We start from the raw sequence: 20,344 nt of genomic DNA, 5'->3' as shown, positions 1-20,344 counted from the left end.
ATCGGTACTCATCTTGACCACGCACGATGGCTCGCCAGCGTCAACGACACCAACGACTCCGCCGAAAACTCCACCACCACCCGGGACGTCACCCTCGCCCGCGTTCGCGAGATCGATCGCTCTCCGCTTGGCGATTCAGTGTGTGTGTCCCGTTCCGCACCATCTAGTCCGGCCGCCGAGGCCCCGGCCGACCCGGGACCCCCCTCCCCCCGGGTCCCTCCCTGCCCGAAGCGGCATAGCGTCGGAGAACGGATGCGCATCGAGCCCGGTTCTTCGGACGATCCACGATTCCCGGCAGGCAGGCAAGCGGTGTCCAATTCGCCGCAATTCCGCGCCCGGACGACCTGAAGCGCCGCCACCAAGCGCGCGCCCAGGCACGCCCTGAACGCTCACCCGAGTGCCAAAAAAGTGACCCTAAGGGCCCTTTGAACGGCCCGCAGCGTGCTTTCCGCCGACGACTAGATGCACCCCCGACCCTTTCTGAAAGGCGCCGCACATGGCTACCGACCCCCTCGCCGACGCCGTCAAGGCCCACGCCTCGCAAGTGATGACGACCGCGGACCTCGCCTGCCTCAGGGCCGCCCGCGTCCAGTGGGAGGAACCCCGCATCGGCGTCAACCGCGAGCCGAACCGTGCAGGCACCTACGGAGACCCCACGTTCGATATCGTCGCGAACGAATCCCGCCTAGCCGTCCGCGCCGCGTACCTCGACACCATCCAGGCCTTCCACACGGCGACCGCCATCCTCGCCAAGTCCGAGCGCAACCTGCGTCGCGTCCTCGCGGCATACGGCGAAGCTGACGATTCGTTCCCCGAGCGCCCCGCCACGCCCGAAGGCTTCGCGGCCGTCGCCGCCTGACCCCCACGACAGGAACCCACCATGTCCAACACCCTCGGCCACGTCGTAGGACGCATCCTCACCCACGACGACGCCCCCGCATCCGGCACGGTGATCTTCACGCCGGTGACCACGACCCGCCTACCCGACGCCACTCCCCCGGCCCAGGCCGTCGCATCGAGCATCACGGCGACGCTCGATGAGTCCGGCGACGTCCGCGCGGCCCTCATCCCCGCGGCCTACGACGTGACGTTCCGCCTGCGCGGCGTGACCCGCCCGCCGTACCGCATCGCCGTCACCGCCGACCACACCGACGACCAGCCGCTGGATCTCACGACGGTCTCGCCGGTTATGCCCTCCCCGGTGATCGAGTACGTCGCGAACGAAGCGACCTACCGCGAGGCCCTGGCCGCGGTGGACACCGCCGCGTCCGCTGCTGACGTCGCGACAGCGCGCGCAGCCACCGCGACCGCTTCGGCGTCTGCCGCTGCCGAGGCCCGCGACGGCGCCCAGAGCGCTCGAACGGACGCCCAGGCCGCCGCGAGCGACGCGGCGACCGCGGCGGCTGCTGCCGCTGCCGACCTCGCGAACCTGCAGACCCAGTGGGGCTGGACGACAGATCCCGAGGACCCCGACGTCATCCTGTTGACGGTCCCCGATACCTGGCTCGACGAAGACGACGCGCTGGTCCTGAACATCCCGATGCCCACGCCTCGATTCGCGTAACCCAACCCGCCCCCCCGGCGTCCGCTTGCTCGCGGTAGATGCCGGGGGCGTTTCGTCGTTCCCGGGGGTGCCCGTCCGTGTCGGCGACACTGCGTAGTCTGCCGTCCGCGCCGCCCGCGTCGAGAGAGACCCCGCATGCCCGCCACCTGGCACCCACAGTTAGCCGCCGAGGAAGGCCCGCCCGGCGTCTGGCGCCTGATCGACGGCATGGGCGTGCCCTACGCCACGATCGAGATTCGGCGCGTTCAGCACGGCGCTGAGGTCCGCTACCGCGTCACCTACGGCGGCGCCGTCCTCGGCTGGGCGACGTCCCTGCGCCTCGCGTGCGAGCGCGCTCACCAGGCCTATCTGCGCGCCCACGGCCCGAGCGGCGGACCGATCGCCGATTGGGGCACGTCGCGACGGTAGACGAGCCCTAGGCCGTCAGTCCGGGACCGGCAGGCCCCACCCGTTCCGCCAGACGCCTTCGTAGTCGCGCCACTTCGTGTTCTGCGGGTTCAGCGCTGACAGTTCCTGAGAGATCGACAGCAGGGCGGCGATCTCGGCGACCTTCAGCCGCTGCTCGATCGTTAGACCCTCGACGTCGTCGATCGTTGCGGACGATTGCCCCTGAGCGGCGCCGATCGCCGACGTCAGCGCGTCCCAGGCAGTTGCGTAGTCGTTACTCATGCGTGGACCCCTTCGTTTCCGCACACGCTACCGCGGGCAGTCACTCGGGCCCGGATCTGGGCAACCGATGTCGGAGGGGCGCCCTACCCTCGCCACCATGACCGAACAGAACGACGGCCAAGACCGTCCCCCGCTCACGCCCATGGAGAAGATCGCCGTTGTCGGCTTCGCCGCCCCCCTATTGCAGCAAGCCGCCGACGCGGCCACGGCGCTATTCAGCCGCAGCGAACAGCGCCCGCCGTCGACCGAGACCCGGGAACGGTAGCGCACGCCCGCGCCGGTATGGTGCTAGCCATGGACGGCTGGACCTTCGCGGCGAACCTCTCGACCCTGCTCGCCCTGGTCGTCGGTTTCGCCGGTGTGTGGCTCGCCTGGCAGACCGCCCGCGACCAGCGGCACAACCGCGACTTCCCGTCCGACAAGGCGGACGCCGACAAGTTCGACCGGTGGGCAGCGACTGTCATCGAAGCATCCCCCGACGGCCACACCGTCTACCGGCGCGCAAGCGCCGACGCCCTGAACCAGGCCGTGGCCCAGTTCGGCCCGCCCAATCGCAGCGACCGCCGCGCCGAGATCAAATCGATGATGTCCCGGCACACTCAGGCGGCGGAAGCTATCCTTCGCGCCGCCCCAGACTCGCCCCTCACGTTCGAGGAATCGCAACAGGTTCATGCCCTCATTGACCGCGCGCGGTGGATCGCCGAGGAATGGGCGTACCCAGAGCGCCGCGCCGCCCTGATGCGTGCCGAGTACGCCACGCTCTACGCCGACAATCTCGCCCGTGGCGGCACCACGGAGTACCCCGTGGACATCCAGGTCCGGCGCTGGATGCTGATCGGTTACCCGAGCGACATCCCACCCCTGCAGGCTCTCCGCGTCGCGAGCAACTGGACAGACCGCCTCTGCTACGACCTCGCTCGCGGCCGACTGCCGCAGCGCTGGCGCGACTGGCGCCACGGTCGCCGCGAACGCGCGATCTCCCTCGCAGCGGTCGCCGCGCAGGAAGCCGCCGCGGCCTCGCTCGCCGCCGACGACATCGGCGACGACGGCCTGCCCCCGGGCCGGGACTGCCCCGTGTGCGGCGAGCCTCTGCAGCCCGGCCACATCGACGACACGACCGCGCTGGTCTGGCTGTGCCCGTCCCACGGCGTCGTCGACATGACGCCGGATCCGATGCACCCTTGAAGGCGCGCGCTCGCTGCGCCCGGTATGGTCCGACACATGCGTAACGTCGCCAGACCTCTTGCTGTGGCCGCCGTCGTTTGCGGGGGTATCGCATTGGCAACTGCCTGTGCGCCGCCGCAACAACCGGTGTCCGCCGAAGTCGACCTGCGCGGCACGCTCAGCGGCGACGACTGGCGCGCCTTCCCGCGCGCGACCGTAACGTCGGACGTCGAGAACAGCCAGTACTACGTCGTCGTCACGGTGGAGTACGCGGGCGATCAACGGGACAACCGCACCCCGATCCTCTCGACGACTGTGACCACGCCCACAAACTCAGTCGAATGCGAGACTTCCCGATCGTTCATCTGGTCGTCGTTCGCGGCGGGCTCGACCATGGACCTGACCCTTTGGTGCGACGGGGTCATCATCCCGAACGAGATCGACGAGATCCGGCCTCTGACACTCGCCGAGTGATGGCGCCGCTAGCCTGGCGCGAGGCCGTCCGGGGGTGCTAGGACCACTCCCGGCCGGTCCTCACGCCGCTACGGCCGTCAGCGCCGCGCTGGGCGCCGTCCGCATCGCGTCGGCTGCCTCGCGGGCGATCGCGTCGGCGACAACGTCGGCGACCGGGAACCCGTCGAGCGTCTGCCCGAGGACCGCCAGGGCATCGATGCCGCCCGCGGTCACCGTGGCGGCCGTGATCAGGTCGGCGCGCTGGTCATCCGCGGTCGCCGCGGACAGCGCGTACAGCGCCCGGTCGATGAAGCATTCGGCGGGCATCGCGGGCGCAGTGGTGTTCGTCATGTCGTGTGACTTCTCTCGATTCGTCGCCGGTCCGTTCCGGCGTCGAGAGGACGCTAGCACCGATCCAGCATGTGGTCTGACCACGCAAACCGACTTGCGCAAGTCCCGGACCGATGGGCGACACGAATCGACCTTCTGTTGGAGGAAGCGCCACCGCGTGGGTGCGGTGCCGCAGGGGACCTCGCTGATCACGACGCCAGTCGCCGCGATGTCGGCCAGCATCCCCGCGTGCCCCGCCGGGTACGCGCGATCCGCACCGCCCGCGAGGAGGGCCATCGTGACGCCTCCCGCGCGGAGGACGGCACGGTGCGCCGCTCCGTCGATGCCGTACGCCCCGCCGGACACCACGGCGATGCCGCGCGCGACCAGGCCCGCTCCCAGCTCGATCGCGACATGTTCTCCGTAGGCCGTCGCGGCCCGGGCACCGACGATCGCGACTTCTGCGCGGTATTGCGACAGATGCAGGATCCGCGAGAATCTCCTCGTCGGAAAAGGTACACCGCCTCTCGTTCGGATCCGCGGGGTGTCGCGGTTCCAAGTTGCCACACTTCCAGGTTTCGCGTTTAATGCATGATTAGCGCGTTATGAGAGTGAGGATGTTGGGTGTCGAGACAGGTACCGCACGGGATGTCGTCGTTGTATCTGGCGAGCGGTGTCACGTTCCTGAACGCACCGGACTCCGTCTTCGACGCGATGATCGAGGGTTGGCGGATGCAGCAGATCGGCGGTCGACGGCTCAAGGAGGAGTCGGTCGCGGCCGGGGTCGGCGTCGTGCGTCGCTTCGAGGCCTACGCGATGAAGAAACCGTGGCAGTGGTCGGCGAGCGATTTCGACGAGTGGATGATGCTGCTCGTCTCACAACGCCAGGTGGCCGCCTCGACGATCCGGTCATACCAGGGCGCGGTGCGTCAGTTCTGCGACTACGTGTGCTCGCCGCACTACGGCTGGGTCGACGAGTGCATGCAACGGTTCGGGACGCATCCGGTGCAGGTCTGCCACGAGTGGAACACGCTCCCTCATCTGCAGGACTACGAAGGTGGGCCAGGGCGGCGTCCGCTGACTCGCGTCGAACTGCAGCGGCTGCTCGATCATGCCGATGACGAGGTCTCTCGGGTGCTGGATGGGCATCGCAAGGGGGCGTTGCCGGCGTTCAGGGACGCGACGCTGCTGAAGGTCGTCTATGCGTGGGGGCTGCGGGCGAGCGAGGCTGTCGGTCTGGATGTGACGGACTTCTACCGCAACGCGAAGGCACCGCAGTTCGGCGAGTTCGGGGTGCTGCAGGTGCGGCACGGCAAGTCGTCTCGCGGCGGGCCGCCGAAAAGGCGGGCCGTGGTGTCTCTGTTCAAGTGGGCGGTCGAGGCGCTGCAAGAGTACGTCGAGCAGGTGCGGCCGTTGATGGTGCGCTCTGACGACACGACGGCGCTCTGGGTGTCTGAACGTGGGACGCGGCTGCGCACTCGGGAGCTCGCATCGCGATTCGCGGCCTATCGGGACGCGTTGGGCTTGGACGAGGTGCTGACACCGCATGCGTTGCGGCACTCCTACGTGACGCATCTGATCGAGTCGGGAGTGGACCCTGGGTTCGTGCAGCGCCAGGTCGGGCATCTGCACCAGTCCACGACCGCGATCTACACCGGCGTGAGTACCGACTACATGAACACGATGATGAGTCAGGCGCTTGAGCGGACACGACTCCGTCCAAGCAACGAGGAAGGAGCAGGACCATGAAGTTGATCGGCTATGAGTGGCGGCTTCGCGAGGTGATGGCGGCGGCGGGGATGTTCTCCACGACCAAGCTGGTTCCGCTGCTCGAGGAGCGGGGCGTGCATCTGTCGACGAGCCAGGTCTACCGGCTGGCCGCGGAGAAGCCAGAGCGGATGAACATGCAGGCGCTGATCGCACTGTTGGACATCTTCGACTGCACCTTCGAGGAACTCGCACCTCGGGTGCTGCTCGGCGCTGAAGCCGCCGCCACCGGGACGACGGATGCCGCACCAGAGCGGGGCGACTCGGCAACGAACCGGCTCCGCGAGTCGGGGCTGCGTCCGCGCCGAGCGCAGATCCTGCCGCCGGATGCGTGACCCGGTCTTCGAGGAGCTGACGGCGGCGATCGCTGCCGTCGAGGAAGTCCTCAAGCACGCCGAAATCGGGGAGATCGTGGCGGCCCATTTCCGTCAGCTCCCGGTCGCGAGACGCACCCGCGATCTGGTGCTCGCGACGCCAGGGGTGCTGACGTCGATGGACCCGCACATGCCGCCGGCGTTGGCGGCGCTCCTGCTGCGTCTGAAGCAGGCCGGTGCGGAGACGGTGCGCCCGCCGGCCTGCGCGAGATGCGGTCAGCAGAAGGCGCTCCCGAGCCGTTCCCCGCAGGGGCGCCTCTGCGGTCCCTGCGGCCGCCGGCTCTCCGAGCGTTTCGGCCTCTGTGATCACTGCCGTAACGAGCGATGGTTGCTGCTGGGGCCCGCCGAGTCCGCGTACTGCCGGGCGTGCTGGGCGCGAATGCATCGTGATGCGCGGGCCCGGGTCGTCGAGGAGGTCCGTCGTCATCGCCGCGTCGCCGCCGAAGTGATCCGCACCGCGCTGGACCGCATGCCATCAGCACGAGATCGCAGCACTCGGCTCATGCTCGAACTGTCCGCGCATGGGCGGGAGTGGTTCGCAGATCCCGCGGCCGGATCGGCGCTGTTCGGGATGTTCTACGATCTGCTGCGCGAGGGCGGAGCACGACTCCCCGAACGGCGCTGCGGCGGCTGCGGCACGACCCGCACCTTGACCGAACGCGTCGACGGGCGGGTGAGTTGCCGTCGCTGTTACCGCGTCGCCCACACCCGGGCCTGCGATGGCTGCGGCGACGTCACGAACATCGAGCGGGTGCTCTCCGAGGGTCGCGGGCTCTGCCAGCGCTGCACGAACAAGCTTCCCGATGAGAACGCCGCCTGCGTGATCTGCGGGAACCATCGCCTCATCGCGTTCCGCGGCCCGGACGGTCCGGTCTGCTCGACCTGCCGGTCGTCGTCCCGCACCGACACCTGCACCGTCTGCGGAGCCATCGCCGCCTGCCTCTTCCACGGGACGGAGAAAGCGATCTGCAAGGCCTGCAGCGACGCGGCCAGCGTCGACACCTGCACCGTCTGCGGGAACCGGCGGCAATGCCGATGGGCGGGCACCGCTCGCGCGGTCTGCGAGCTCTGCGCGAACCCGCGCACACCCTGCGTAAGCTGCGGAGAGGTCAGACTCCGTCACAAGCGCGCCGAGGATGGATCCGGATATCTCTGCTGGGCCTGCACCCCGCAGATCATCGAAACCTGCACCAGCTGCGGCGACGACCGCATCGTCAACGGACGCATCAACGGCAGACCGTTCTGCCCGCTCTGCTACCCGAGACAACCCGAATCGTTCCGCCCCTGCACCGTCTGCGGGACCGTCACCCGGCTCATCGCGAAGAAATGCCCACGCTGCCGGGCCGATCAGATGATCCGGGAGATGGTCCCCGACCAGCTCGCCGCCACCGACTCCCGCATCGCCGCGATGAGAGCCCGCTGGTTCCACGGCTCACCCTCGAAGGTCATCTACGCCTTCGAACGCGGAACAGTCGCCTGCACACTCATCAGCAAGCTGCTCATCGACGCCGAGTTGCGCACCCACGAGTATCTCGACCAGGCCGGCTCCGAAAATCAGACCAGGGCGGTGAGAGCGGTGCTCGTCGACCACGGCCTCCTCCCGCCACGGGACGAGCTCCTGGCCCGCTTCGAGAGCTGGCTCCCTCACGCCCTCGCGGAGATCCCCGACCCGAGTGAACGTCGGCAGATCACCCGATACGCACGATGGCGACACCTCCGCCAACTCCGCAAGAACACCACGCCGACCCGCTCCGGACAGCTGTCCTGGCGGCGGATCGAGATCATGAGCATCATCGACCTCCTCGCCTGGATCCACACCCGCGGAGGCACGCTCGCCTCGCTCACCCAGACCGACCTCGACAGCTGGCTCGCGACGGGCTCGCGACCGCACCTGCATCACTTCGTGAGATGGACATCCCAGCATCACCTCACCGCACCGCTGACGGCACCGATCCCGAAGAGCGGCGGGTTAAGTCCGCGATCCATCACCGACGAGGAACGCTGGAGCCTCCTCGCCGACATCACCGCCGACCCCGCCATTCCCCCGCACACGAAGTTCGCCGCAGGCCTCATGCTGATGTTCGGAATCCGGGCCGCGCGAATGGTCCAGCTCCGCGCGACAGATCTCACCGTCACCGACGAGAGCGTCCTCGTCCACCTCGGCGATGCACCGCTCGCGCTGCCCGCCGAACTCGCCCCCTTCGCCGAAGACGCCGCCCGCAACCGGACCGCACCGCGGATGTTCGTCGAGAGCATCGAACAGGAATGGCTCTTCCCCGGAGCCCGCGCCAGCCAGCACATGTCCCCAGACGCCCTGAACAGGCGACTCCGCGCCGCCGGCATCCCACCACGGCTCGCCCGCACCAGCGCGCTCATCGCCCTCACCCAGCAGCTTCCGCCCGTCGTCCTCAGCCGCCTCACCGGGCTGGAAATCTCCTCTGCGATCGCCTGGTCCAACGCGATCGCCGCGAACAACACCGCCTACGCCGCCGACATCATCGACCGCATCGGCATTCCCCTCCCCGTCCCAACCTCGTCCTCATCTATGAAATAATCTGCGTATGCATGCAGATTCAAAGTGTTCCTTGTCGACGGAGAGCGAGTATGTCGAGCTCGCGGTCGAGGTGTTCTCGATGCTCGCTGACGCGACCAGGGTCCGGATCATCCTCGCGTTGCGGGATCAGGAGCTGTCGGTGAACCACCTGGCGGACATCGTCGACAAGTCGGCTCCGGCGGTGTCGCAGCATCTGGCGAAGCTGCGGATGGCGCGGATCGTGCTGACCCGGCAGGAGGGCACGAAGGTGTTCTACCGGCTTGCGAACGAGCACGCCCGGCAGCTGGTCGCGGACGCGATCTTCCAGGCCCAGCACACCCTCAGCAACGACCCTGCACACCACCGCGGCGAACATCCAGCACCGGAGGCGGTGCGCTGATGCTGCAGGTTCTGCGCAACGCCACCTATACGAAGCTGTTCTCCGCGCAGGTGATCGCGCTGCTCGGCACGGGCCTGCTCACCGTCGCCTTGGGCCTGCTCGCGTTCGACGTCGCCGGCGACGCCGCCGGGTCGGTGCTGGGCACGGCTTTGACGATCAAGATGGTCGCCTACGTCGGCGTCGCCCCGCTGATCGCCGCGGTCGTCGACCGGCTGCCGAAGAAGGCCGTCCTGGTAACCGCGGATCTGATCCGCCTGGCGATCGCGCTGATGCTGCCATTCGTGACCGACGCTTGGCAGATCTATGTCCTCGTGTTCGTGCTGCAGTCCGCCTCCGCGACCTTCACCCCCGCGTTCCAGTCCCTCATCCCCTCCGTCCTTCCGGAGCCCGATGAATACACTCGGGCGCTGTCACTATCGCGGCTCGCCTACGACCTCGAGGCGCTCCTCAGTCCCACGATCGCTGCGGCCCTGCTGACGGCGATCAGCTACAACAACCTGTTCGTCGGCACCGCGATCGGCTTCGCCTGCTCCGCCCTACTCGTGCTGTTCACCGCACTCCCCGCGCATCCCAACGACGGACCGGCGCTGCCGTTCTGGCAACGCCTGCCGCTGGGCGCGAAGGTGTTCGCCCGCACCCCCACGCTGCGGTTCCTGATGCTCACCAACATCGTCGTCGCCGCGGGCACCGCGATCGTCCTGGTCAACTCCGTCGTCTATGCCCGCGGGGTGTTCAGCCTCGGGGAGGAAGCCCTTGCGCTGGCGTTGGCCTGCTACGGCATCGGCTCCCTGATCGTCGCGCTGAACGTCCCCTGGTTGGTCGGCAAGCTCGGCGTGATCCGCACCATGATCACCGGCGCGACCGTCATCGTCGTCGGCCTCATCGCCGCCGTGATCATCACGGCGGTCGCGACCTCGAGCGGGGCCGGATGGTTCGTGCTGCTGGGAACCTGGGTGCTCCTCGGGATGGGCACCTCGCTGGTGAACACTCCCTCGTCGCGGCTGCTCGCGGACGCGTCGACGCCGGCGAACCGGAACCTCGTCTACACCGCCCAGTTCGCCCTCTCCCACGCCTGCTTCCTGATCACCTACCCCATCGCCGGATGGCTCGGTGCGATCAACCTCACCGGCGCAGCACTAGCGCTGCTGGTGATCGGCGCGGTCGCTGGCATCGTTGCGGTTGCTTTTGCCTGGTCGCAGCTTCTGTCGCGTCCGACGTCCACCGCGGCATCCGCAGTTGAGGCAGACTCGAAAGCATGACCGATCTGGGCCCTTCCGCGATTCCGGAACTCACTGCACGGATCGCGCCGGGATGGAGCACGGAGCTGGAAGTCGGTCCGGGCTGGTTCGAGCTACTCACGCGTCTGAACCGGGACCTGGCGGCCATTGCGCCCGGATACGTCATCGAACAGTGCAAGAGCAAGTTCGGCGGGCTGCGGTTCTACGCGCGCGCCAGCGATGACGACCTCAATCCGTTCGAATTTGATGAGCGCATCCGGGATGCCGAGGCCGAAAGCGAAGCCATCTGCGAGGAGTGCGGCAGACCGGCCGCGCCGATCACCGTTCGCGGGTGGGTCTGGACCCTCTGCAACCGTCACGCCGCACAGCGGGGGCCGGATTCCGCCGCGTCCTGACCCCGTGGACGGAGCGCTCAGACGTCTGCGAGCCTGTTCGCGGCATACACCTGCTCCGCATAGGCTCCAAGCACGCGATCGCAGTCCTTCAGGCGTTGCGCGGCATCATCGGCGGCGGGCAGGGCGAGAACGTCGCGCTTCTTCAGATCCCGATACCAGCGGCGCAGCCGTTCCGCGCTCTGCTCTTCTTCTTCGAGCTCAGCGAAGGTGAACTTCGACTTCGCCACCTCCCGCGCGATCTCGTCGGTGAATTTCTCGCAGTCCGCGACGAACTCCGCCCATTCGTCCTCGCGGGCGCGACGGAACGCGTCCACGACGAGCGCGCGGGACGCTTCGTCGTGAGGATGGATGTCGAACATCGCGACGGTTCCACCGCCCTCCGTCGCCATTGCCGCGGCTCGCTCCAAGGCGGAGCGGAACACGTCCGCCGCAGGCAGCGCCCACGTTCCCTGAGACACCGGGACGGCCCCGGCTTTGCGCAACTCACGCCACACCGCCACCCGATACCGCGACGGCTCGGCCGGAACCTGAACGACCGCAAGGATCCACTTCTCAGTCACACACACGACCGTAACACCAGACATCCAAGCATGTGACACCTGTTACAGTCGGGTGCGTGACGGATAAGACTCTCTCAGGCAAGGGCTTGGCACCGCTCTATCTCGCGGGCTTCACGACCGCGTTCGGCGCGCACGGCGTCGCGAGCGTGCTCGGCGCAGAAAGCGACGACATCGGGCTCACCCTGTTGGGCCTGGGGGCCGTCCTCGCTCTCTATGACGTCGCAGAAGTCTTCCTCAAACCCATCTTCGGCGCACTCAGCGACCGCATCGGCGCGAAACCCGTGATCGTCGGCGGGCTCCTCGCGTTCGTCGCCGCCTCGCTCATCGCCGTTCTCACCCCCACCCCCTTGATCCTCGCCGTCGCTCGACTCGGGCAGGGAGCCGCGGCGTCCGCGTTCTCCCCGGCGTCCTCAGCCGCGGTCGCACGCCTCGCGGGCAAGGAGCGTCTGGGGAAGTACTTCGGGCGCTACGGGGCGTGGAAGAGCCTCGGCTACGTGATCGGACCGCTGATCGGCGTCGCGCTCGTCCATTGGATGGGGATCGAGGCCCTTTACGCCGCCCTTGCCGCCCTCGCTGCAGGAGCAGCCGCCTGGTGTCTGATCGCGATGCCCGCGCTCCCGATCCTTCCGCGCCGCCGCTACACCGTCGCCGACCTGCTCCGCCAGACCACGGAACGCGGTTTCCTGATCCCCACGCTGCTGCTCGCGACGACCACCGCCGTCCTCGGCGTCGCCGTCGGCTTCCTCCCCCTGCTCGCTACCCGCCTGGACCTGCACCCCTTCACCGGAGCCGCGGCCGTCGCGCTCCTCGCGACCTGCTCCACCCTCCTGCAACCCCTCGCCGGCCGTCTTCGCGACCAGCACCGCATCAGCACGCGAACGGGATGCACCGCAGGACTCGCGGTCGGGATCGCCGGACTCCTCCTCCTCGCGTTCACCCCGCACCCGCTCACGCTCTTCCTCGCCGCCGCATGCTTCGGCATCATGACCGGCACGGTCACCCCGCTGGCATTCGCCCACCTCGCCGACAACACACCCGAGGCCCGCATGGGTCGCACCATGGGCAACGCCGAACTCGGCCGAGAACTCGGCGACGCCGGCGGGCCCCTCCTCGTCGGCGCGATCGCCACAGCCGGAACACTCCCACTCGGCCTCGCGGCCCTTGCCGGCATCACCGCAGCCACGAGCGCGCTTAGCTGGGCCACGCTCGCCCGCACGAACAGCGAGTCGATCAACTCACCGAGCAGTCAATAGCGCCAATTCCAACATCGCGGGTTACCAATACGCGGGACGGTCCGAGCCCAGCCGTGCGGGATCGCCGCGGACCCACAGGGAGAGCGGGCCGTGCACCCCGAGGTCGTCGACCGCTGACGGCCACAGCGGATCGCCCGGGACCAGCAGGTGGATGCCGTTCGCGCGCGCCGTCTGCAGCGCGGCGGCGATCGCGCCGCCGTCGATCCGGGGTCGCCACCGCTCCTGGGCGCGCGCCAACGTCCGCGCGTCGCCGACTCCGGACAGCAGGCTGTCGTGCGTGACCATCCGCAGCGCCTCGACACGGCCCAGCGCACCCACGATCGCCCCCGCGACGCCGTCCCCCGGTTCGGCGATCACACTCCACGCGGCCGCCGCGTAGCGATCGAGGGCGGCCTGGTCGTCGAGATCGTCCGCCCATTCACCCAGGGCGCTCCGCACGACGCCCGGTCGCAGGTCGAGGCCGTTCATGCCGCGGCACCGCGCTTCAAGAACAGTGCACGCCCGATATGGTCCGCGGCCAACCGGTCGTGTCCCTCGAGATCTGCGAGCGACCACGCGACACGCAGCACGCGGTCGTACCCGCGGAGGGTCAGCGATCCTCGATGCAGTGCGGCATCCAGCGGACGGCGCACGGCCGCATCCGGCGCGTACGGCCCGTCCCTCAGCCAGGTGCCGGGTACTCGCGCGTTCAGGGTCCAGGGGGTCCCGATCAGGCGCCGTACCATTCGCGCCCGCGCCTCGGTGACGCGGTCTCTGGCCTCGTGGGTTGTCATCGACGGCGGGAGCGCACCCCGCTGGGCCACCGCGACGCGCTGCACCGTCAGCTCGATGTCGATCCGGTCCAGGAGCGGCCCCGACAGGCGACCCAGATACCGGCGAATGGCCGACGGCGGACACGCGCACGATCCGCCGCGGACGCCGTAGTCGCCGCACGGGCACGGGTTCGTGGCGAGGATCAGCTGAAATCGTGTGGGGAAGTCCGCACGCCATCCCGCCCGATCGATGGAGATCATCCCGCTTTCAAGGGGCTGGCGGAGGGCATCGAGGGTCCCGCCGGGGAACTCGGCGGCCTCGTCGAGGAAGAGCACGCCCTCGGACGCCAGCGCGATCGCACCCGGCCGCATCGTCCGCGAGCCGCCGCCCACCAAGGACGCGACGCTGGCGGAGTGATGCGGCGAGATGAACGGCGGCGTCCGATCGAGCGTCGCCACCCGCGCCCCGCTCAACGACGCGAGACTCGCCACGGCGAGAGCGGCGTCGTCGTCGAGAGGTGGGAGGATGCCGGGCAGTCTCCGCGCCAGCATCGTTTTGCCCGCCCCGGGGGGTCCGGACATGAGAAGGTGGTGGCCGCCCGCCGCGGCGGTGACGAGCGCTTCCACCGCCTGGGGTTGTCCGAGGACGTCCCCGAGTTCTCCGGTGTCGGCGGGAACACGAGGGGTGGTCGTGCCCGGGACGGGCTCCTGGTCGGGCACGACGACCTCCGCGCCGTGCCAGGAAGCGACCTGCGCCAGATTGACGGCCCCGAGGACCTCCGCGCCCGGGACGAGTTCCGCTTCCTCCCGGTTGGCGGCGGGAACCACGATCCGAGTCCGCCCGGCCCGTACCGCGGCGATCACGGCGGGAAGCACGCCGGGGACGGGGCGCAGCCGGCCGTCGAGACCCAGCTCTCCGAGATGGACCGTGCGCGTCAGGGAGGCGGCATCCATGCCCCCTTCCGTGGCCAGCGCGGCCACGGCGATCGCCACATCGAACCCCGCCCCTTGTTTGGGTAGGCCTGCGGGCGACAGATTCACCGTGATCCGGCGACGAGGGAGGGGGAGCTCACTGTTGACGCACGCGTTGTGCACCCGTCGGGCCGCTTCGCTCAGCGAGCGATCGGGGAGTCCGATGATCTTGAACTCGGGCGTCTGCTCGCTCAGGTCGGCTTCCACCTCCACGCACTCGCCGTGCGCACCCACGATCGCCACCGCCCAGGTCCGCGCGACACCCATCAGATCTCCACGTCTCGGAGGTGCTCCAGCTCGGCGACGGAGGGGTCGCGTCCGGTCAGCCCGATCGCGTCGATGCGCAGCCGCAGCCCCCGGCACATCTCGGGGTGCGCTCCGATCCAGGCGATCCCGAGACGCCACAGTCGCGCCCGCTTCCGCGCGTCGATCGCTTCGAACGGATGCCCGAAGCCCCGTCCACTCCGGGTCTTGACCTCGACGACGATGACGGCGTCGTCTCCCAGTGCCACAAGGTCGATCTCGCCCGCCGGAACACGCCAGTTCTGGTCTGCGATCGCGTATCCCAGGCTCTCGAGGTAGTGCCTGGCGCGGACCTCGCCCGCCCGTCCGATGTCGTCTTTTCTCGCCATACCGGCATCGTCCGGCACCGGGGCCACCCGCCGCGGCACCTCTCGGTCATCGGTGGAGTCCGCGGCGATGCCGTGGGCGGCGCTCCCTCTGGGGAGGAGGGTCAGGTGTCGAGCGAGAGTTCCTCGGGGAGCTGGAAGTCTCGACGGGAGAGCTCTTCGACGTTGACGTCCTTGAACGTCAGGACGCGCACGGCCTTGACGAAGCGGTCGGCGCGGTAGATGTCCCACACCCATACGTCGGTCATGGAGATCTCGAAGTAGAAATCGTGCTCGGTGTCGCGTCTGACGACGTTGACGTCGTTGGCGAGGTAGAAGCGCCGCTCGGTCTCCACGACGTACTGGAACTGCACGACGACATCGCGGTACTCGCGATAGAGGGCGAGTTCGAGTTCGCGGTCGTAGTCTTCGAAGACGTCGTCATCCATGGTGTCTCCATCCTAGGCGGGCGGCGGCCGCACCCGTGCGAGCCGCCTTCACCTCAGAAGAGCGTCGGACCGTCCCCCAGGCTCCACGAGCGGCGGTGGTGGACGCTCGCGCCGTGAGCGCGCAGTGCCGCGCGATGCGTGGCACTCGCGTAGCCCTTGTTCTCGTCCCATCCGTACAGGGGTGCATCCTCGTGCATGGAGACCATCAGTGCGTCCCTCGCGACCTTCGCGATGACCGAGGCGGCGGCCGCGGACGCGCAATCCCGGTCCGCCTTCACCTGGGTGCGCACGCGAGCGGCGCTCCCGGGTGTGAGCGAGACGTAATCGTAATTGCCGTCGAGGAGGACGACCGCGTCGTCGACGGACGTCCCGTGCGCCCGGAGATCCGCGAGGGCGCGAGAGGTCGCGAGCGACATCGCGCGCATGATCCCGATCTCGTCGATCTCCGCCGCGCTCGCCCAGCCCACCGCACTGGCGCGCACCCAGTCGCCGGCCCGGCGTGCCACATCCACCCGGTGCACGGGCCGTACGAGCTTGGAATCACGCAGACCTGTCGGTACGCGTCGACGCGCGTCCGCTGCGTCGATCGCGACCGCGCCCACCGCGACCGGCCCCGCGAGAGCACCACGGCCCACTTCGTCGCACGCGACGAGGATCGGGAACTCCTTGAGCAGGCGTCGCTCGAGACAGAGGCGCGGCTCCACGACGGTCACTGCGGCGACGCCCCCGATGCCGGGGCGGGATCGGGGACGCCCGCGAAGACGTCGTGATGGAAGTCGGAGAGCCCGAACCGGTTCAGCGGCCATGTCACGAGGAACGCGCGACCGACGAGGTTGTCGATCGGAACGAACCCCTGCCCCGGCTGCTCCGTGTTGTACCGGGAGTCCTTCGAGCGATTGCGATTGTCACCGAGCACCCACAGACTGTCGGCCGGCACGGTGACGTCGAAGTCGATCGCCGACGCCGGCTCTCCGGATCCGAGTTTGGTGTAGGCCGTCTCGTCGACGGGCACGCCGTTCACCTCGATCTGTCCGAGTGCGTTGCAGCAGACGACCTGGTCTCCCGGGAGTCCGATGATGCGCTTGACGAGGTGGTCGTCGCTGTCCGACGCGCTCAAGCCGACGAGGGACAGAAGCCAGTCGACCGCTTCGACGAAAGGCGCGCGCGGCGGGGTGTTCGACGGGGGAAGCCAGCCGCCGGGGTCTCGGAAGACCACGATGTCCCCCCGCTCGTAGTCGCCGAAACGGGGGGTGATCTGATCGACCAGGATGCGGTCGCTCACCTGCAACGTGTCTTCCATCGACCCCGACGGGATGTAGAACGAACGCACGACGAATGTCTTGACGAGGAACGAGACGAGGACCGCGATCAGGATGATGACCACGACGTCGCGAAGGAAGCTCCACAGGCCGCGTCGGCGGGAACGCCGGGTCTGCGTCGCTGCGGATCCGGCGGCTGCCTCGTCGGCGACGGTGTTCTCGGTGGTCATTGGCGTCCTTCACCCGGCACGCCGGCGATCGGATGCCGCATCCAGGGTCGCACATCGCGCGTGCGCCGATGACGGCGATGTCGGGGTTTCGGGGTGTGTTCACGGGCGGAAAAGGCGAATGCCCCGGTGCACGCACCGGGGCATTCGTGGAATCGCGTCGCTCAGCGGTCGCGCTTCTCCTTGATCTTGGCCTTCTTGCCGCGCAGGGCGCGGAGGTAGTACAGCTTCGCGCGGCGGACGTCGCCTCGCGTGACGACCTCGATGTGATCGATGACCGGGGAGTGCACGGGGAAGGTGCGCTCCACGCCCACCTGGAAGCTGATCTTGCGCACCGTGAAGGTCTCGCGCACGCCGTCGCCGGAGCGACCGATCACGATGCCCTGGAAGACCTGGATACGAGAGCGGTTACCCTCGGTGATGTTCACGTGCACCTTGACGGTGTCGCCGGGTGCGAAGACGGGGATGTCCGACCGCAGCGAAGCTGCGTCGACGGAGTCGAGGATCTGCATGATCGTCTCTCTCTGCGGCCGCCACAGGTCGACCGCGGATGAAGGGGAAAGGGATGTCGTGTGCCCGGGGCCGATGACCGGATCACCGACGGGCTCCCCTGAGGCAGAACCGTTCAGGGCACAAGTGAGTATTCTGCCACGGATCGGACGCGGGTCAAAAGCGCCCGGTCGCGGGGGGCTGCCGCTGTTCGGGGACGACGATCACGTCGGGGATCGTCGTCGCCGCCGCGGGCTTCGCGGTCGGCGGCAGGAACGCGACCCCTGCCCGGGTTCTCAGGAGCCCGCCGGACGGCCGCGCCTCACGCCACAGCTGCCACAGGGACGACCAGAAGACCGCCACTCCGACGGCGACGGCGAGGAAGAAGGCGAGTCCCCACCACTCCGGGCGGAAGAAGCCCAGCGAGACCACCAGTGACTGCCAGGTGCCGACCCCGAGGACGTCCCACCACGAGACGGCGCGATGACCGCGCACCGTCCCCCGCGCGCGGATCAGTGCCATGAGCACCAGCTGCCAGACGAAGACTCCCGGAACCGCGAGTACCAGTACCCACAGCAGCGCCCAGCCACCGGCGTTGAAGACACCCCAGCCGACGAGCAGCCAGAGCGGCAGAAGGAACGCGGCAGGCAGGAGCCACAGAAAAAATGCGCGCCGGAGCATCATCTTCCGATGCTACGCCCGTCGCCGGAGGCTGCGACAGGCCGATGAGCACGCCTGGCATCCTCACAGCGAGCATCCACCCCCTCGGGCAGAATGGACCGGACGAAAGGGAGCTCCACACATGATCGAACTGCGCACTCCGGCCGAGATCGAGGCCATGCGCCCCGCCGGGCGTTTCGTCGCGGAGACCCTGGCGACCCTTCGGGATGAGACGCGCGTCGGCACGAACCTCCTCAGCATCGACCGACGTGCCCACGACATGATCCGGCGCGCGGGTGCCACCTCCTGCTACATCGACTACCATCCGTCATTCGGTGCGAGTCCGTTCGGGAAGGTGATCTGCACGTCCGTCAACGACGCGGTGCTGCACGGACTCCCCCATGACTACGTCCTCGCCGACGGCGATCTGGTGACCCTCGACTTCGCGGTCTCCATCGACGGCTGGGTCGCGGATTCGGCCGTGTCGTTCGTCGTCGGAACGCCGCGCGACGAGGACCTCGCCCTCATCGACACGACAGAGCGCGCCCTCGATGCGGCGATCGCGGCCGCCGTGGTGGGAAACCGGGTCGGGGACATCTCCCACGCCGTGGCCGAGGTCGGGCACGGCGACGGTTACCGCATCAACACGGATTTCGGGGGCCACGGCGTGGGTCGCGAGATGCACGGCGATCCGCACGTGCCCAACGACGGCAAACCCGGACGCGGCTATCCGCTCCGCCCCGGCCTCGTCGTGGCGCTCGAGCCGTGGTTCCTCCAGAGCACGGACGAACTCATCACGGACCCCGACGGCTGGACCCTGCGGAGCGTCGACGGCTCGCGCGGCGCGCACGCCGAGCACACCGTGGCGATCACGGACGGGGGGCCGATCATCCTGACCGACCGCAGCTGGCTCGGGGTCCGGTGATCTCGGCCCCGGTTCAGCCTCAGGGCAGCAGATCCGGCCTGACGCTCAGGGTGCGCTGCACCGACTGATCTGCGCGCCACTGCCTGATCGCACCGTGATTCCCGCTCATCAGCACGGGGGGCACGGCGAGGCCGCGCCACTGCGCGGGCTTGGTGTACGCGGGCGCTTCGAGCAATCCGCCCTCGTGGGATTCCTCGACGATGCTCTCCGGGTTCCCGACCATCCCGGGGATCAGACGCGAGATCGCCTCGATCATCGCCATCGTCGCGACTTCCCCGCCGTTCAGGACGTAATCGCCGATGCTCACCGACCGCACGCGGTGCTCGCGGGCGAAGTGCTCGCCCACACGGTGGTCGATCCCCTCGTATCGTCCGCACGCGAAGACAAGGTGTGATTCGGTCGCGAACTCGCGTGCCATGGCCTGGGTGAACCGTTCGCCGGCGGGTGACGGAATCACCAGGATCGACTCGGGCCGGAGGAGAACGTCGAGAGCCTCGCCCCACGGCTCGGGCTTCATGACCATGCCCGCTCCACCGCCGTAGGGGGTGTCGTCGACCGTGCGGTGTCGGTCGTGCGTGAAGTCCCGGAGATCGTGCACCCCGATGTCCAGGAGTCCGCGTTCGCGTGCCTTACCGAGAAGGGAGACATCCAGCACGTCGAAGAAGGCCGGGAAGATAGTGACGACGTCCAGGCGCATGGGGACCGCCCGCTCAGTCGGACACGGCGGAAGCGCCCGCCTCGCCTGCGGCGCCGTCGTCTGCGAGCTCTTCGAACAGCCCGGGCGGCGGCGTGACGACGACACGGCCGGACGCGATGTCGACCTCGGGGACGATCTGCGACACGAAGGGGACCAGGACCTCATCGTCCGTACCGTGCGGTGTCACGACGAGGAGGTCATGGGCGGGCAGGTGATCGACACGTGCCACGCGCCCGATGACGTCGCCGTCGCGGACGACACTGAGTCCGACCAGCTGGTGGTCGTACCACGCGTCGTCATCGCCGGACGGCGCGTCGATGGGCTGATCGATCCACAGGATGGCGCGTACGAGCGCCTCGGCCGCGTCGCGATCGTCGACGCCCTGGAAGAATGCGACGGGGTGGGAGTTCATCCACCGGAACTCCCGGACGGTGAGGGGCTTCCCGTGCCAAGGCGATGATTCCGGCACCTGGAGGGTGAAGGTTGATCCGGGCGCGAAGCGACCCTCGGGATCGTCGGTGTACAACTCCAGCTTGAGCGCGCCCTTCAGTCCGTGCGCCTTGACCAGGCGACCGACTCTCAGCTGCGTCTTCTCGTCCGCCACGG

General features: G+C 68.7%; 27 protein-coding genes and 1 pseudogene. 14 read left to right on the top strand and 14 right to left on the bottom strand.

The window, feature by feature from the left end; genetic code table 11:
* The first annotated feature begins 496 nt into the window (after positions 1-496).
* The 3 genes from AB0O93_RS15240 (at position 497) to AB0O93_RS15230 (ending at position 1,972) form a co-directional block, all read left to right on the top strand.
* Positions 497-859 (top strand): hypothetical protein, encoded by a 363-nt coding sequence (locus AB0O93_RS15240; protein WP_363344758.1) that lies wholly within the window; start codon positions 497-499, stop codon positions 857-859.
* Positions 860-880: 21 nt separating this feature from the next.
* Positions 881-1,564, top strand: a complete 684-nt coding sequence (locus AB0O93_RS15235) for a hypothetical protein (protein WP_363344756.1) — start codon at positions 881-883, stop codon at positions 1,562-1,564.
* A 135-nt stretch (positions 1,565-1,699) separates the two neighbouring features.
* Positions 1,700-1,972, top strand: coding sequence for a hypothetical protein (locus tag AB0O93_RS15230; RefSeq protein ID WP_363344754.1), 273 nt, complete (start codon positions 1,700-1,702; stop codon positions 1,970-1,972).
* 15 nt (positions 1,973-1,987) lie between these two features.
* On the opposite strand, the gene AB0O93_RS15225 is transcribed toward AB0O93_RS15230, so the two are convergent.
* A complete protein-coding gene (locus AB0O93_RS15225) occupies positions 1,988-2,233 on the bottom strand; it encodes a hypothetical protein (RefSeq protein ID WP_363344752.1) in 246 nt (81 codons plus the stop codon).
* A 97-nt stretch (positions 2,234-2,330) separates the two neighbouring features.
* On the opposite strand from AB0O93_RS15225, the gene AB0O93_RS15220 reads away from it, so the two are divergent.
* Genes AB0O93_RS15220 through AB0O93_RS15210 form a run of 3 tightly spaced genes read left to right on the top strand, consistent with a single transcriptional unit; the run spans position 2,331 to position 3,871 of the window.
* Positions 2,331-2,498 carry a hypothetical protein gene (locus tag AB0O93_RS15220; protein ID WP_363344750.1) on the top strand — a complete coding sequence of 56 codons (168 nt, stop codon included), beginning with the start codon at positions 2,331-2,333 and terminating at the stop codon, positions 2,496-2,498.
* 29 nt (positions 2,499-2,527) lie between these two features.
* Positions 2,528-3,418, top strand: a complete 891-nt coding sequence (locus tag AB0O93_RS15215) for a hypothetical protein (protein WP_363344748.1) — start codon at positions 2,528-2,530, stop codon at positions 3,416-3,418.
* A gap of 36 nt (positions 3,419-3,454) precedes the next feature.
* Complete coding sequence (locus tag AB0O93_RS15210) at positions 3,455-3,871, top strand: hypothetical protein (protein ID WP_363344746.1); 417 nt, start codon at positions 3,455-3,457, stop codon at positions 3,869-3,871.
* Between the two features lie 60 nt (positions 3,872-3,931).
* Here AB0O93_RS15210 and AB0O93_RS15205 read toward each other — a convergent pair whose 3' ends face one another.
* On the bottom strand, positions 3,932-4,201 hold the full coding sequence (locus AB0O93_RS15205; RefSeq protein ID WP_363344766.1) for a hypothetical protein: 270 nt from the start codon (positions 4,199-4,201) through the stop codon (positions 3,932-3,934).
* Between the two features lie 135 nt (positions 4,202-4,336).
* Positions 4,337-4,639 (bottom strand): annotated as a pseudogene (locus AB0O93_RS15200) (DNA-processing protein DprA); the annotation flags it as partial.
* A 165-nt stretch (positions 4,640-4,804) separates the two neighbouring features.
* Here AB0O93_RS15200 and AB0O93_RS15195 point away from each other — a divergent pair.
* Genes AB0O93_RS15195 through AB0O93_RS15170 form a run of 6 tightly spaced genes read left to right on the top strand, consistent with a single transcriptional unit; the run spans position 4,805 to position 10,887 of the window.
* Complete coding sequence (locus tag AB0O93_RS15195; RefSeq protein WP_363344744.1) at positions 4,805-5,929, top strand: tyrosine-type recombinase/integrase; 1,125 nt, start codon at positions 4,805-4,807, stop codon at positions 5,927-5,929.
* Complete coding sequence (locus tag AB0O93_RS15190) at positions 5,926-6,282, top strand: helix-turn-helix transcriptional regulator (RefSeq protein WP_363344742.1); 357 nt, start codon at positions 5,926-5,928, stop codon at positions 6,280-6,282. The genes AB0O93_RS15195 and AB0O93_RS15190 overlap by 4 nt, the downstream gene beginning before the upstream one ends.
* A complete protein-coding gene (locus tag AB0O93_RS15185) occupies positions 6,275-8,875 on the top strand; it encodes a hypothetical protein (RefSeq protein WP_363344740.1) in 2,601 nt (866 codons plus the stop codon). Before AB0O93_RS15190 ends, AB0O93_RS15185 begins: the two co-directional genes overlap by 8 nt.
* 7 nt (positions 8,876-8,882) lie before the next feature.
* On the top strand, positions 8,883-9,254 hold the full coding sequence (locus AB0O93_RS15180; RefSeq protein WP_363344738.1) for a metalloregulator ArsR/SmtB family transcription factor: 372 nt from the start codon (positions 8,883-8,885) through the stop codon (positions 9,252-9,254).
* On the top strand, positions 9,254-10,513 hold the full coding sequence (locus AB0O93_RS15175; protein WP_363344736.1) for an MFS transporter: 1,260 nt from the start codon (positions 9,254-9,256) through the stop codon (positions 10,511-10,513). Before AB0O93_RS15180 ends, AB0O93_RS15175 begins: the two co-directional genes overlap by 1 nt.
* Positions 10,510-10,887 (top strand): hypothetical protein, encoded by a 378-nt coding sequence (locus AB0O93_RS15170; RefSeq protein WP_363344734.1) that lies wholly within the window; start codon positions 10,510-10,512, stop codon positions 10,885-10,887. The genes AB0O93_RS15175 and AB0O93_RS15170 overlap by 4 nt, the downstream gene beginning before the upstream one ends.
* A 17-nt stretch (positions 10,888-10,904) precedes the next feature.
* On the opposite strand, the gene AB0O93_RS15165 is transcribed toward AB0O93_RS15170, so the two are convergent.
* Entirely contained in the window at positions 10,905-11,447 is a 543-nt protein-coding gene (locus tag AB0O93_RS15165) for a Chromate resistance protein ChrB (protein ID WP_363344732.1), read from the bottom strand.
* Between the two features lie 56 nt (positions 11,448-11,503).
* Between AB0O93_RS15165 and AB0O93_RS15160 the strand changes: the two genes are divergently transcribed.
* A complete protein-coding gene (locus AB0O93_RS15160) occupies positions 11,504-12,700 on the top strand; it encodes an MFS transporter (RefSeq protein ID WP_363344730.1) in 1,197 nt (398 codons plus the stop codon).
* Positions 12,701-12,721: 21 nt separating this feature from the next.
* On the opposite strand, the gene AB0O93_RS15155 is transcribed toward AB0O93_RS15160, so the two are convergent.
* From AB0O93_RS15155 to AB0O93_RS15120, 8 genes are all read right to left on the bottom strand, one after another.
* A complete protein-coding gene (locus tag AB0O93_RS15155; RefSeq protein ID WP_363344728.1) occupies positions 12,722-13,168 on the bottom strand; it encodes a hypothetical protein in 447 nt (148 codons plus the stop codon).
* Entirely contained in the window at positions 13,165-14,691 is a 1,527-nt protein-coding gene (locus AB0O93_RS15150; protein ID WP_363344726.1) for a YifB family Mg chelatase-like AAA ATPase, read from the bottom strand. The genes AB0O93_RS15155 and AB0O93_RS15150 overlap by 4 nt, the downstream gene beginning before the upstream one ends.
* Complete coding sequence (locus tag AB0O93_RS15145; RefSeq protein ID WP_363344724.1) at positions 14,691-15,056, bottom strand: YraN family protein; 366 nt, start codon at positions 15,054-15,056, stop codon at positions 14,691-14,693. Before AB0O93_RS15145 ends, AB0O93_RS15150 begins: the two co-directional genes overlap by 1 nt.
* A 101-nt stretch (positions 15,057-15,157) precedes the next feature.
* Entirely contained in the window at positions 15,158-15,481 is a 324-nt protein-coding gene (locus AB0O93_RS15140; RefSeq protein ID WP_053548323.1) for a DUF2469 family protein, read from the bottom strand.
* Positions 15,482-15,534: 53 nt separating this feature from the next.
* Entirely contained in the window at positions 15,535-16,194 is a 660-nt protein-coding gene (locus AB0O93_RS15135; RefSeq protein WP_363344721.1) for a ribonuclease HII, read from the bottom strand.
* Positions 16,191-16,970 (bottom strand): signal peptidase I, encoded by a 780-nt coding sequence (gene lepB / locus AB0O93_RS15130; protein ID WP_363344719.1) that lies wholly within the window; start codon positions 16,968-16,970, stop codon positions 16,191-16,193. The genes AB0O93_RS15135 and lepB overlap by 4 nt, the downstream gene beginning before the upstream one ends.
* Positions 16,971-17,131: 161 nt before the next feature.
* A complete protein-coding gene (gene rplS / locus AB0O93_RS15125) occupies positions 17,132-17,479 on the bottom strand; it encodes a 50S ribosomal protein L19 (RefSeq protein ID WP_053548326.1) in 348 nt (115 codons plus the stop codon).
* Between the two features lie 154 nt (positions 17,480-17,633).
* A complete protein-coding gene (locus AB0O93_RS15120) occupies positions 17,634-18,140 on the bottom strand; it encodes an MFS transporter permease (protein ID WP_363344717.1) in 507 nt (168 codons plus the stop codon).
* Between the two features lie 118 nt (positions 18,141-18,258).
* Between AB0O93_RS15120 and map the strand changes: the two genes are divergently transcribed.
* Positions 18,259-19,041, top strand: a complete 783-nt coding sequence (gene map, locus AB0O93_RS15115) for a type I methionyl aminopeptidase (protein WP_363344715.1) — start codon at positions 18,259-18,261, stop codon at positions 19,039-19,041.
* Between the two features lie 19 nt (positions 19,042-19,060).
* Here the strand turns inward: map and trmD are convergent, their stop codons facing one another.
* Positions 19,061-19,738: a tRNA (guanosine(37)-N1)-methyltransferase TrmD gene (trmD, locus tag AB0O93_RS15110; RefSeq protein WP_363344713.1), complete on the bottom strand. Its 678-nt coding sequence runs from the start codon at positions 19,736-19,738 to the stop codon at positions 19,061-19,063.
* Between the two features lie 13 nt (positions 19,739-19,751).
* Positions 19,752-20,342 (bottom strand): ribosome maturation factor RimM, encoded by a 591-nt coding sequence (gene rimM / locus AB0O93_RS15105; protein WP_363344711.1) that lies wholly within the window; start codon positions 20,340-20,342, stop codon positions 19,752-19,754.
* Positions 20,343-20,344 lie beyond the last annotated feature (2 nt).

It is taken from the genome of Microbacterium sp. NPDC077184 (assembly GCF_040687055.1).
Taxonomy (GTDB): domain Bacteria; phylum Actinomycetota; class Actinomycetes; order Actinomycetales; family Microbacteriaceae; genus Microbacterium.
This window is presented reverse-complemented; position numbering and strand designations above follow the sequence as displayed.